This window comes from Terriglobia bacterium, assembly GCA_020072565.1.
GTDB lineage: Bacteria > Acidobacteriota > UBA6911 > UBA6911 > UBA6911 > JAFNAG01.
Genome location: JAIQGI010000007.1, coordinates 288,650 through 301,055 on the forward strand (window position 1 = coordinate 288,650; position 12,406 = coordinate 301,055).

The 12,406-nt window shown below is 56.8% G+C and carries 14 protein-coding genes; 2 read left to right on the forward strand and 12 right to left on the reverse strand.

What is annotated here, in order from left to right; translation table 11 throughout:
- Positions 1–7: 7 nt before the first annotated feature.
- From LAP85_06525 to LAP85_06535, 3 genes are all read right to left on the reverse strand, one after another.
- Positions 8–931, reverse strand: coding sequence for an ABC transporter ATP-binding protein (locus LAP85_06525; protein ID MBZ5496041.1), 924 nt, complete (start codon positions 929–931; stop codon positions 8–10).
- Positions 928–1,767, reverse strand: a complete 840-nt coding sequence (locus tag LAP85_06530; GenBank protein MBZ5496042.1) for an ABC transporter permease — start codon at positions 1,765–1,767, stop codon at positions 928–930. The genes LAP85_06525 and LAP85_06530 overlap by 4 nt, the downstream gene beginning before the upstream one ends.
- Before the next feature lie 94 nt (positions 1,768–1,861).
- A complete protein-coding gene (locus LAP85_06535; protein MBZ5496043.1) occupies positions 1,862–2,776 on the reverse strand; it encodes an ABC transporter ATP-binding protein in 915 nt (304 codons plus the stop codon).
- 231 nt (positions 2,777–3,007) lie between these two features.
- Between LAP85_06535 and LAP85_06540 the strand changes: the two genes are divergently transcribed.
- On the forward strand, positions 3,008–3,349 hold the full coding sequence (locus tag LAP85_06540) for a hypothetical protein (GenBank protein MBZ5496044.1): 342 nt from the start codon (positions 3,008–3,010) through the stop codon (positions 3,347–3,349).
- Between the two features lie 337 nt (positions 3,350–3,686).
- A complete protein-coding gene (locus LAP85_06545) occupies positions 3,687–4,733 on the forward strand; it encodes a putative zinc-binding metallopeptidase (GenBank protein ID MBZ5496045.1) in 1,047 nt (348 codons plus the stop codon).
- A 278-nt stretch (positions 4,734–5,011) separates the two neighbouring features.
- Here the strand turns inward: LAP85_06545 and LAP85_06550 are convergent, their stop codons facing one another.
- From LAP85_06550 to LAP85_06590, 9 genes are all read right to left on the reverse strand, one after another.
- The gene (locus LAP85_06550; protein ID MBZ5496046.1) at positions 5,012–6,508 is read right to left on the reverse strand and encodes an NADH-quinone oxidoreductase subunit N; all 1,497 of its coding nucleotides are present in this window, start codon (positions 6,506–6,508) and stop codon (positions 5,012–5,014) included.
- A gap of 3 nt (positions 6,509–6,511) precedes the next feature.
- Positions 6,512–6,814 carry an NADH-quinone oxidoreductase subunit NuoK gene (nuoK, locus tag LAP85_06555; GenBank protein MBZ5496047.1) on the reverse strand — a complete coding sequence of 101 codons (303 nt, stop codon included), beginning with the start codon at positions 6,812–6,814 and terminating at the stop codon, positions 6,512–6,514.
- On the reverse strand, positions 6,814–7,320 hold the full coding sequence (locus tag LAP85_06560; GenBank protein ID MBZ5496048.1) for an NADH-quinone oxidoreductase subunit J: 507 nt from the start codon (positions 7,318–7,320) through the stop codon (positions 6,814–6,816). Before LAP85_06560 ends, nuoK begins: the two co-directional genes overlap by 1 nt.
- Positions 7,321–7,324: 4 nt before the next feature.
- Positions 7,325–7,813: an NADH-quinone oxidoreductase subunit I gene (locus tag LAP85_06565; GenBank protein MBZ5496049.1), complete on the reverse strand. Its 489-nt coding sequence runs from the start codon at positions 7,811–7,813 to the stop codon at positions 7,325–7,327.
- Positions 7,814–7,832: 19 nt separating this feature from the next.
- Positions 7,833–8,891 (reverse strand): NADH-quinone oxidoreductase subunit NuoH, encoded by a 1,059-nt coding sequence (gene nuoH / locus LAP85_06570; protein ID MBZ5496050.1) that lies wholly within the window; start codon positions 8,889–8,891, stop codon positions 7,833–7,835.
- 123 nt (positions 8,892–9,014) lie between these two features.
- The gene (locus LAP85_06575) at positions 9,015–10,136 is read right to left on the reverse strand and encodes an NADH-quinone oxidoreductase subunit D (protein ID MBZ5496051.1); all 1,122 of its coding nucleotides are present in this window, start codon (positions 10,134–10,136) and stop codon (positions 9,015–9,017) included.
- A gap of 8 nt (positions 10,137–10,144) precedes the next feature.
- Complete coding sequence (locus LAP85_06580; GenBank protein MBZ5496052.1) at positions 10,145–10,612, reverse strand: NADH-quinone oxidoreductase subunit C; 468 nt, start codon at positions 10,610–10,612, stop codon at positions 10,145–10,147.
- Positions 10,609–11,115: an NADH-quinone oxidoreductase subunit B gene (locus tag LAP85_06585; protein MBZ5496053.1), complete on the reverse strand. Its 507-nt coding sequence runs from the start codon at positions 11,113–11,115 to the stop codon at positions 10,609–10,611. Before LAP85_06585 ends, LAP85_06580 begins: the two co-directional genes overlap by 4 nt.
- Positions 11,116–11,164: 49 nt before the next feature.
- Positions 11,165–11,554, reverse strand: coding sequence for an NADH-quinone oxidoreductase subunit A (locus LAP85_06590; GenBank protein MBZ5496054.1), 390 nt, complete (start codon positions 11,552–11,554; stop codon positions 11,165–11,167).
- Positions 11,555–12,406 lie beyond the last annotated feature (852 nt).

Below are 12,406 nucleotides of genomic sequence, written 5' to 3' on the forward strand. Positions count from 1 at the left end.
CTTTCTCCTACTTCACCAGGTAATGGAAAACCGCCTGCAGGTTGTCGTCGGGCGAGGTGATCTCCTCGAGTTCGACGTCGTGGTCAAGCATCAGCCCGGGCAGGCGCCGGTAGAAATCATCCGGCTTGCGCGACTCCACCGTCAGCGCATTCCCGTCGGGATTGAACCTTACGCTCTCCACGTCCGGAAAGCCTACCAGGAATTCCGCCAGCTGCCGTGGCGCCGAGCACCGGATGTAGATGCTGTGTGGATGCTTGTCGATCAGATCGCGGATCTGATGGACATTCCCCTCCGCAAGCACCTGGCCGTTGTGCATGAGCAGGATCGTCGGCGTCATGGCTTCGATCTCGTGCAGAATGTGGCTCGAGACGATTACGCATTTCCCCGCCCGCCCCCACTGACGCACCATCTGGATGATCTCGTGCCGCCCCACCGGATCCATGCCCGCCAGAGGCTCGTCCAGGATGAGAACCTCCGGGTCGTGCGCGATCGCCTGAGCCAGCTTGATACGTTGCCGCATCCCCTTGCTGTAGGCACCGATCTTCTTGTCGCGAGCATAGGAGAGCTTGACCGTCTCGAGCGCTGCATCCACGCGCCGCGCAACTTCCGCTTCGGGAAACCCATGCATCTGCAAAAGCGCCGCCAAAAACTCCGCACCGCTCATGCGCTCATAGAATGAGTCCTGTTCCGGACAGAATCCGACGCGATGGAACAGCGCATAGTTGTTCCAGATGGGCGCTCCGAACATCGTGACTTCGCCCTGGCTCGGCCGCAGCTGCCCGGTGATCAGCTTCATGAGCGTCGACTTGCCTGCGCCGTTCGGGCCCAGGAGCCCAATGACTCCCTCCCCGATCGTGAAGGTGACGTTGTTGACGGCAATCACCTGGCCATACCATTTCGACACCGTGCGCCCCTCGACAACCGCGGTCACTTCACCACCTCCACTGCCCGGACCCGGCTATGGATGATCCAAGTGCTGCCCGCCATCAGAAAGGCCAGAACCAGTCCGCAGACCCAGGGGGACACCGGATAGCTGAGCGGGCTGCCGAACAAAACGTCGCCGATCTGAACCACGTCATTCTTGACCGACACCCAGGCGACCGCTCCCGTCCGCAGGAGCGCGCTCAGGACGCTCTCCAGGATCATGCTGAAAAAGACCACCGCAGCCGCGAAGATGCCCGCGAACCGGCTGCTCCGGTTTAGGGAGGACAGGGCGAGCATCACGAGCGCGTTGACAAAAATGATAATCAGCGAGTAGCCGATAATCGGCAACACGACCCAGGAATACTGCTGCAGGAACTCGAGACTGGAATGGAAGGCCGCGGCCAGCAGAAACAGCAGCAACGCGGGTATCAGCGTGGGCAGGCCGGCAAAAAACACGGCGACGCCCAGCTTGCCGATCAGATAGTCGCGACGCGTGATCGCTTTCGAAAGATAAATCTGCAGTGCATTTGCCTTGAGGTCATTGGCGATCAGACCGGCGCCGGCGTAAATCGTGATGAGGAAGGTGGGGAACAACTGCCAGCGGAGAAAACCCTCGAAGAAGGCGGCGTCGATCTTCATGATCGCGATCCGGCCCATCACTACGGCGCCGTAAAGGATCACGCAGCGCACCAGAAACGGTATCAGGGCGAGAAACAGCAGCACCAGGAAGCTCTTCTTCTTCGCCAGCAGGGAAATTCCCTGCCTGGTGATAACCCACCAGCGATACGGGTGCGACGTCCATTCGCCCGCCCAATGCTGATAGCTGAGATCATGGATCGGCATTTATTTCACTCCCGAAAGCTCAACGCAGAGCACGCGGAGACCGCAGAAACTCAAGATCTCTCTGCACCCTCCGCGTGCTCCGCGTTGAGCTTTTTCATTTCTGCTCGCCGATGACCTCGAGAAACACCTCCTCGAGGGAGTGCCGCAACGGCACAAGATGGCGGATCTGGACCTGCCGGTTGCGGGCGGCCTCGAGCAAGACATGGCTGTTGAGCTCCCCCGGCATGCGGATCCGGATACTGCCATCCACTCCGTCCAGGCACTGGCAACCCAGAGCCTCCAATTCGCTGCGAAACGAACTGGCATCACCCTTCACGCGGCATTCGAAAATTGCTCCCGTGCCGCGCTTCAAATCCTCAATCCTGCCCGAGGCGAGCCGCCGGCCTTTGTGAATCACGAGCGCATCCTTGCATACCCACTCGACGTCGGGGAGCAGATGAGACGAGAGTATGACGTGAATCCCTTTGGAAGTTGAGATGTCCTTGACCAGCTCCAACATTTCAATCCGCCCCTTCGGATCCAGCCCATTCGTCGGCTCGTCGAGAAAGATCAGCTGCGGATCATGAACGAGGGCCTGAGCCAGCTTGATGCGCTGCTTCATGCCCGTAGAATAGGTCTCGACGTTGCGATAGCGGGCCTCCCCGAGCCCGACATAATAGAGAATTTCGTGGGCGCGCCGCATGGCATCCTTGGGCTTCATCCCGGTGAGCTGCCCGGCGTAGGCAACGAAGGTGACCGCGTTCATGCCCGGGATGTGGCAATCGTTCTCGGGCATGTATCCGACCTTCTGGCGGATGCTGAGCTGCTTCGAGAGAACGTCCAGTCCGAGGACAGTCCCGGTTCCAGTAAGCGGTTGGATGAAACCGAGCAGAGTCTTGAGGAGGGTGCTCTTCCCGGCACCGTTGGGTCCCAGGAGTCCCATGGACCCACCCTCGAACTGGACGCCGACACCGTCCAGGACTCGCTGCTTGCCAAATTCGACAGTGATGTTGTCGAGATCGATGATCAAGGGAACCTCACTTTTGTTTCCATTGGTACGTAGAAACTCAGATAATAGTTCAAATTATCACAGGTTTAAACAGCTCAACGCAGGGGGCGCAGAGATCGCTGGGATAGCTGAGAAGAAATGGCTGCGGGTGCATCGGCGGTCGCCGCGATCTCTGCGCCCTCTCCGTTGATCGTTTGCTTATAGGGTACTTGCCAGCACGGGCGCCGGCGCCTAAAATACTCAGGGGGAGATATGAAAAAATCAGGACTGTTTTTGATCGTCGCGCTGCTCGTGCCGGTCACGCTGATGGCGTTGGAATCGGGACAATACCGGCTGCTTTCACTCGCCGAAGGCAACAAGATGATCCTCATTTCCCAAAGCCCGGGAAAGCCGAAGTACATTCTCGACGCGTCCACCGCCAAAATCACCGTCGACGGCAAGGCCGCTGAGCTGAAGGAACTCTCCCACTACAGCATCGTCAACGTCAAATGGGAACTCAAGAAGTCCAGCAAGGACGGCATCGATCTCGACGGCGTGGCATCGGAAATCCGCGTTCTCACTCCGGAGCAGCCGAAAAAAATCGGCAGTGACTGAAAACGGGGCCACAGGCTTTGCGCGCCGCTCCATCGAAGCATAGAATCTATCGACCACCACTTTAAAATTCTCTTCACCGTTGCTCGGCAATGTGCTTATAATTCCATTGTCCGGTATGCTCCGCCGGACCATGGGATGACCCGCTCTACAACTCCCAGGAAGATATTTATAAATCATTGTAAATAAATGGCTTGGCAGAAGATGGTGTCGGGTCTGCAGGATTCGGATGATCGCGGCCGCGCACCCGGCTTTTCGTAAGTCCCAGCCCAGGAGATTTGACTCTTATAGCTCCGACACCCTGCCGGAACCGATTGCGGTGTAACCGGTTGGAGGTAAGATGCATTCCGCCCTGCAGTATGAAGATAACTGGGAAACCGAAAGGTACGCTCTGCTGACCTCGCGCGTCTGCGATCTCGAACTGAATTTCGTAGACACGATGCTATCTCATTGCATACAAAAACTTTACGATGAACTGGCCCTGAAAAAACTCCAGTTTCGCCCGCGCTACTACTTCACCTGCGAGGGGGACGAGTGGGGATGCCCTGATCGCGTTCCCATCATCGGGATTCCCTTTCATCTTGCCGACAACAGGCTGACGCGCATCGAAAAGGAAATGGGCTACACTGCCTACGACAGAGGCGACCTCATGTGCCTCCTGAGGCATGAGACCGGCCACGCCATCAACTACGCCTACCAGCTGTATGCCACGCAGGAATGGAAGGAAGTTTTTGGTGAATTCAACAAGACTTACCCGGAAAACTTCAAGTTTAAGTTTAACCCGTACAGCCGCAATTATGTCAGAAGCCAGGGGGACCCCAGGTACTACGCCCAGGCTCACCCGGACGAGGACTTTGCCGAGACTTTCGCCGTCTGGCTGACGCCCCGCGCGAACTGGCGCGTGGCCTATCGCAACTGGCCGGCCGTGAAGAAGCTGGAATATGTCGACCACGTGATGCAGACGATCAGGTTCAAGAAGCCCCATGTGGTCGCAGGGCCCCTGGATTCTCCCTTCCATGCCAAGACTTACACTCTCATCGAGTACTACGGCGAAAATCTCGATGATTACAAGGACAACGCGCTGGGGATTTACGACGAGGATCTGAAGTGGATTTTCCCGGTTCAATCCAACGGGCATAACAAATACGTGCCGGCGAAGGATCTTATCCGCAGAAACCGCCGGTTTCTGATCGCAACGATCGCGAGCTGGACAGGAGCGAGAGAGAAGGTCGTGGCTCCTGTAATCATCAAGTTCTTCCAGCGCTCCCGGGAATTGGGATTGAATTTGCCGTCCGAGGAGGAGAAGTATCGTCTCGCTTCGCTGACCGCATTAGGAACCACGGTAGTAATGAACTATCTCCACACCGGGCGCTATATCCCTGACTAATGGGCATCTATACAAAGCATCAAAGATAATGCAGCAAGCGTAAGATCATTTCCAGCGTGCGACAACTCTCGGGGTGTTTTGAAACGATGGTTCTCAAGGCCCGAATGACAACAAAATTACATTGGCGGTCACCAAGAGGCGGTTCCCGGTTCTTATGTGTGCCTCACGAAATGCAGATAGCAGGCGGCAGAAGTTATGTCATTCTGTATTAAATATCGACGCCGAGGGAGCAGAGGGCGCGGAGAACTGGCTGCTCTGTGTCGAGATTTTGGAGGCTGCTAACCGAAAAAGAGGTGCATGGAGTTGCTGGTAAGTTGCTGGATGCGGTCCCAGAAGAGCATAAGGCCCGCGGTGGGCAGCAGCATAACCCACACCAGGGCCTGGCTGGTCCATGAGAGCCGTATCACTCCTCTCTGAACCCCTTCCGCTTCGGCATCGATGATCATCGTCTTGATGACGCGTGCATAGTAATAGACGGCTATTACGCTGTTGAGCGCCCCCACAACCGCATACCAGGCCAGATCGCGATTGACGGCCGCTCCGAAAACATAAAGCTTGCCGAAGAATCCGGCGAAGGGAGGGATCCCCATGAGCGACAGCATGAAGATCGTCATGGAGATGGTCAGGAACGGGGATCTGTGCCAGAGACCGCGATAGTCCTTCAGATCGAAGCTCCCCGTGCGGTTGAAGATCTCAATCACGATCAGGAATGCGCCCAGATTCATGAACAGGTATGTGATCAGGTAGACGAGAACCGCCTGCAGCCCCTGCGACGAAAGCACCACCGTCCCCATGAGAATATAGCCGGCATGGGCAATTGACGAGTACGCCAGCATGCGCTTCATGTTGTCCTGGCGCAAAGCGGCAATGTTTCCGAGCGTCATCGTGACCACGGAGATCATCAGCACCAGCAGCGTCCAGTTGATGGACGCCAAAGAACCCCAGGGTGCGGCGCCGGAGGTGTGCGAGAGCCCGCCGTAAAAGAATCGGATAAGCGTGGCAAATCCCGCGGCCTTGGGGCCCACGCTCAGGAATGCGGTCACAGGAGTGGGAGCCCCCGTGTAAACGTCTGGGCACCAGAAGTGGAAGGGGACGGAAGCGGTTTTAAAACCGAATCCGGCCATGACGAGCACCGTGGCAACCAGCAGCATCACAGAGTTATTCCCGCCTGCGGTCCCTTGGGCTAATGCATCGCGAACCTGGGCGATTTTAGTCGTCCCGGTCATGCCGAACAGCAGCGTGATGCCGTACAGCATCGAGCCCGTGGATACCGCCCCGAACAGGAGGTATTTCAGCGATGCCTCGTTCGATTGCCGCTCATTGCTCAGATATCCGACCATGATGTAGCTGCTCAGCGATACCATTTCCAGAGACAGGAACAGCATCAGCAGGTCGACAGCGGAAGCAAGCAGGATCATTCCCAGGGTCACGCCCAGCAGGAGCGTATAAAACTCACCGATATGCTGCTTGGAGATCTCCCTGGAACCCGGTGCCGCCAGCAGGATCAAAAACGAAGTGAAAATCAGAAAGCCTTTGAAAAAGACCGCCATCGGATCCAGCGCCACCATGCCGTAAAAGAGCGTGCCCTGCGGCGCGCCCACAAGAGGGACCGTGAAGGCGAGCGCGAGCAGCAGGCCGAGAGCGCTGACCAGGAACGTCGCGCTTTTCCGGATCCCGGGCGCTGCCAGATCCACGACGATGACTGCGAGCAGCGTCAGGGCGATGGTGATCTCCGGGTAGAACGCGTGCATGTCTTGCAGAATCTGTGGATTCATGAGCTATCCCTTGAGCGTGTCAGCCTTGTCCAGGTTCACCGACTTGAGCAGCCTGTACATCGAAAGAACGATAGCCAGGGCGACGGCAGCTTCGGCGGCAGCGATGACGATGACAAAAATGGCAAACACCTGGCCATTCAGATTTGCGGCTGAAAACCTGGAAAAGGCCACCAGATTGATGTTCGCGGAGTTCAGGATGAGTTCCACGCCCATCAGGACGTTGACGGCGTTCTTGCGCGTCAGGACCGCCATAATGCCCAGCGAAAAAAGTGCAGCGCTGATGATGAGATATTGGGTTAAACCGATCATTCGGATCTTCTCCTGACGATCATTGCCGCTCCGATGAGGGCGATGAGCAGAAAGATCGAGGCGAGTTCAAACGGAAGGATGTACTCTTTCATGAACAGCTCTCCGATCGCCCCGGTGGTCGGATTCAATGCCGCGGTTCCTCCGTTATGCCAGGTCGTTCTCATCATGACGACGGCCAGGGTGAGGAATACGACGGTTGTCAAAACCAGGCCGGGCCAGAACTGATAGGTTTCCGCTTTCAGCTTGAGGTCATAGAGCTTGTGGGTCAACATGACGCCGAAAATCAGCAGCACCAGGATTCCGCCCACATAAATCACCATCTGCGTCGCAGCGAGAAAATCAGCGCCCAGGAAAACGTACAGCGCGGCAACGCCGAAGAAGGTAAACAGCAGTGCGAAGGCGGAGTGGATCAGGTTTTTGGCAAATACGACGATGGCCGCCGAGATAACCGTCATGGCGGCAAAGAAGTAAAAGACAATCTGGATCAGAATATTGGTGTCCATAAAGTCAGCCCTTGTCTGCCGGAGCTTCTTTGGAGGGTTTAGCAAACATCGGTTTGTCCACCGCGAAGTGGTACATGTGCTCGTTTTTGTCGTAGGCCGAATACTCGTATTCTTTGGTCATCACCAGGCAGTGGGTCGGGCATGGAAAGGTGCAAAGGGAGCAGTAGCAGCAGAGGGTCATGTCGATGTCGAACACATAAGTACGCAGTTTGATCGCCGTGCCGTCGGACGCAAAGACCGGGGGTTCATCCTTGCCGCGCTTCTCCGTTTCGATCGTGATGCAGTCCGTCGGACAGGCACGCGCGCACTGGCCGCAGCCGATGCAGTCCTCGATCTTGTTGAACAGCCGCGCCCGCGTCCGTTCCGGCATGTCCCACTTTTCGGTCGGGTATTGGAGCGTAACCGCCCGGGTAAAGAGGTGCAGCCACGCCACCCACATCGAACGGGCCACGGTAACCATCGTAAGCCCGATATCCCTGAAATAAGCCCTCATATCACGCCTCTGCGAAACTTCACTTCCAATAAACCGCCAGCCAGCCTACTCCCACAACCAGCACCAGCGAGGCGGGAAGAAGCACTTTCCAGCACAAATACATAAGCTGGTCCACGCGCAGTCGCGGTAGCGACCAGCGCAGCCACATCTGCACAAAAATGAGCGCCATCACTTTCACAAGGAACATGATGGGGCCGGGAACGAGCTGCGAGTCCGGCGCGCCCGGAAGAACCTGAGTCCAGCCGCCCAGAAACAGTGTCGTGGCAACGCCGGCGACCACGATCATGTTGGCATACTCGGCCAGGAAGAAAAACGCGAAGCGCATGCCGGAGTATTCCGTGTGATAGCCGGCGACCAGCTCCGACTCCGCCTCCGGAATGTCAAAGGGGGTCCGGTTGACCTCGGCCAGTGAGCTGATAAAGTAGAGGAAAAACGCCAGAAACGTAAACGGATTTCTAAAGAGGAACCAGTTCTGAATCCCGCCCTTTTGTGCGTTGACGATCTCCTGCATGGAAAGGCTGCCGGTGAGGATCACGACCGTCATGATCGCCATCGCCGCGGGGATCTCATAGCTGACGATCTGCGCCACCGACCGCATCCCGCCATAGAGCGAATATTTGCTGTTCGACGACCATCCCGCCATCATGATGCCAACCACAGCCAGGCTGCCGACCGCGAGGATGTAGAGAATACCGATGTTGAGGTCCGACACGATCGAAGAAGCCCCGAAAGGGATCACCACGAAGGCGGCGAAGGCGCCGAGAAACACGATGAAGGGTGCCATCTTATACAGCACCTTGTCGGTTGCCTCCGGAACTATGTCCTCCTTGAGAAGGAGCTTGATCGCATCCGCAATCGTCTGGGCCCAGCCGTGCCAGCCCCCTACGTACATGGGACCCAGCCGGTCCTGCATGTGAGCCGAAATCTTGCGCTCCCACCACACCAGGAACAGAACCACGAGCGATAAGAGCCCGAAGATGACGAGGCTGCTCACCAGCATAGGCATCGACGCCCGGAGGAGCTCCGGAAGCACATCATATTTCGGTATCAATTCCAGGAGTTGTGCGATGGATTCCATCTACTTCCCTCGAAAAGTCTCAACGCAGACGCCGCGGAGCACACAGAGGAACCAAGAGCTCCCGCGGCCTCCATAACACCCATTTCTGAGCGCCCTCAGCGTTGAACTTTTGCCCTTAACCGTTTATCGGTCTATTTCCCCCAAAACCACGTCCAGGCTCCCCAAAATCGCGATGATGTCCGCAATCATAGCCCCGCGGCTGATCTCGCGGAAGGCGCTCATCACCGTAAAACAAGGCGATTTCACCTTGACGCGATAGGGCTTGAGGCTGCCGTCGCTGACAAGGTAGTATCCCAGCTCTCCGCGGGGACACTCGCTCCGGTGATAGACTTCTCCCGCAGGCGGTTTGATGCGCTTGGGAATCGATTCCTGCACATCCCCCGGCGTCATCCTGGCCACGGCCTGCCGAACGATTTTGCAGCTCTCCTTGACCTCGCGGATGCGCACCATGTACCGGTCCCAGCAGGAGCCCACGGGGCCATGCTCGCCCAGGCCGACCGGGACGTTGAAGTCGAGCTCCTCGTATCCCAGATAAGGCTCGTCTTTCCGGACGTCGAACTTCACCCCGCTGCCGCGCAGATTCGGGCCGGTGACGCCGTAGCTCAATGCCACCTTGGGAGACATGATCCCCACATTTGCCGTACGCTTGATGAAGATGTAGTTGTCCGACAGCAGCGTGTTCAGGTTGTCCACTTGCGGCTCGAAGTAATCGATGAAGTCGATGACCTTCTTCTCGAATCCCGGCAGGACGTCGCACATCAAACCGCCGATCCAGTTGTAGTTGTAAAGCAGGCGGGCGCCGCAGGTTTCCTCGAAAAGGTCCAGGATGGTCTCGCGATCGCGGAAGCACCACAGGAACGGAGTGAACGATCCCATGTCGTTTCCATAGGTGCCGGCCGCAATCAGGTGGCTCGCGATGCGGTTCAGTTCGGCCATGATGATCCTGATGCAGCGGACCCGGTTATTTACCTGGATCCCCATGAGCTTTTCGACGGCCAGGACGTAGCCGAGTTCCATGTTCATCGCGGCGCAGTAGTCCATGCGGTCGGTGAACGGAACCACACCCGGGTACTCTATGTTTTCGGCGTGCTTTTCGAAGCATCGATGAAGATAACCGATATGGGGGATCGCCTCGGCGACAACCTCGCCATCCGTCTTGAGCTCGAGGCGCAGCACCCCGTGAGTGGAGGGGTGTTGCGGCCCCATGTTCAAGGTCATGACATCGCCGCTGTACTCTACTTGCATCGGTCCTCCTAGACGGGCATGTCCCGATAGCTTGTGGGGAACTTGTAATCCTTGCGCAGCGGGTATCCCTCCCAGTCGTCGGGAAGGAGAATCCGGCGCAAATCGCTGTGCCCCTCAAACACAATCCCGATCATGTCGAAGGCTTCGCGCTCGTGCCAGTTGGCCACGCCCCAGACCGATTCAACCGAAGGCAGCCTGGGAGCCTCCCTGGGCATGCGGCACTTGAGCGCGTAACGGTGCCGGTGTTTCATGGAATAGATGACGTAGACCGCTTCAACCCGGTCCTTGTAATCGACCCCCGCGAGGCACTCGAGATGATCCATCCGCAAACGTTCGTCGTCGCGGAGGAAACGGCATACCGCCAGGATCTCCGCAGGTTCCACGACGCTGCAGGGATTGAGGCCCTCGACCTTCGATTCCAGGATTTTCGCACCGAAGTTTTCGCTGAGCAGCGCGGCAATCTCTTCTGCTTTCATGCGGCACCTTCATTTTTATGCGTTTTCGCCATCGTGTGCTGCCGGATCTTCTTCTGCAGCTGCATGAGCCCCTCGAGGAGAGATTCCGGACGCGGCGGACATCCGGGGACGTAGACATCCACCGGGATGACTTCATCAACACCCTTCAGTACATGATAGCCATACTGCCAATATGGCCCCCCGTTGTTCGCGCAGCTCCCCATCGAGATCACATACTTGGGTTCCGGCATCTGGTTGTAAAGCCGCTTGATGCGCGTCGCCATCTTCAGCGTGACCGTCCCCGCCACGATCATCACGTCCGCCTGGCGGGGCGTCCCGCGGAAAACCTCCGCGCCGAACCGGGCCAGGTCGTAACGGGAAGCGCCGGTTGCCATCATCTCAATCGCGCAGCAGGCAAGACCGAACGAAAGCGGCCACGGCGAATTGGAACGGGCCCAGTTGAAGAGCCAGTCCAAGGACGTGATGAAAACGTTTTCTTCAAATTTACCTTCTAAGACTCCCATCGCGATCTCCTCAAAACCACTCTCCCCGGCCCGAAAGACGCCGCCTGCTCTAGCGCTTCATATCGCTCACGTCTTCCGGCTTGATCCAGGCTAGATCACCCTTTTTCCAGACATACGCCAGACCGATGGCAAGGATCCCGATAAAAATGAGCCCTTCGACAAAAGCAAACGGGCCGAGCGTTTTGAAGACGACCGCCCACGGCAGGAGGAAGATGATTTCCACATCAAAAATGATGAAGATCAAGGCGCAGACATAGAAGCGTATGTTGAAACGGATCCATGCGGATCCTTCGGGAACTTCTCCGCACTCGTAAGGGATATATTTGTCGGTCGCGTCCTTGCCTGCCGGCTGAAGCAGTCGTGACAGCACCAGCGCGATCGCCAGAACCACAAGGCCGACCGCCAGGAACATCAGGACACTCGAAAAGCTGAATAACATAGGCTCACTCCCATGCCGGATGAGGGGCAGAGAAAAACCCTGGACTTCGCAATCCCGCTACCCTACGCGTCCATCGTCGATTTTGCAAAGCAAATTTGGGATGGCTAGAGGGTGGTAATCCGAGCGTAACTCAAATAATCAGAATACATACCCAATGATCTCTGGTCAAGGTTTTTCGGCGCGCGAGCGGTCATACGAATGCAAAAATCTCAACGCAGTCTCTCATGCGCCGGGGCGCACCCTATGACGCATGAAAAGCTCATGTTATCCGGTTGGTGAACGTCGGGATCGGTATCGCAATCGCTATCGCGGTCGCTATCGGCCTTTGCCGGCTAAGAGTTCCGATGGCAATAGCGATTACAATCCCGATTCCGATACCGATTTGTCTATTTTCGGAACAGCCTCTCATGCGCTTCGGGCGCACCCTACGACGCATGAAAATGGCAATTTACCGCCGTGCCTCTTCTGTCATGGCTCGTGATCGTGATCGGTAGTTTATGGATATCAAAGAAAGCCGATCACGACCACGATCACGATCACGACCACGATGTTCATCAGGAGAGCTGTTTTCGAAGCAGAGAGCGCGGAGAACGCAGAGAAAAAAGAGGGATGCCGCGGCATGCGTTTTTGCCGCCTCCGCATGGGTGGCAAAGGCGCATGCCGAACTTGAAAACTCGTTGCCCCATGGTCTAATGCATCAGCCCCCCTGCGTCCTCTGCGCCCTCTGTTCCGAAAATTCTTAGGCTCAGGCAGCCTCTTCCGTTAGTTTTACTTTGTAGCCCAGATGCTCAAGTCTTTTTACATGGTATCGACGAATTCGGTCTCGGTGAAGGCGTTCAAAGTAATCGGCGC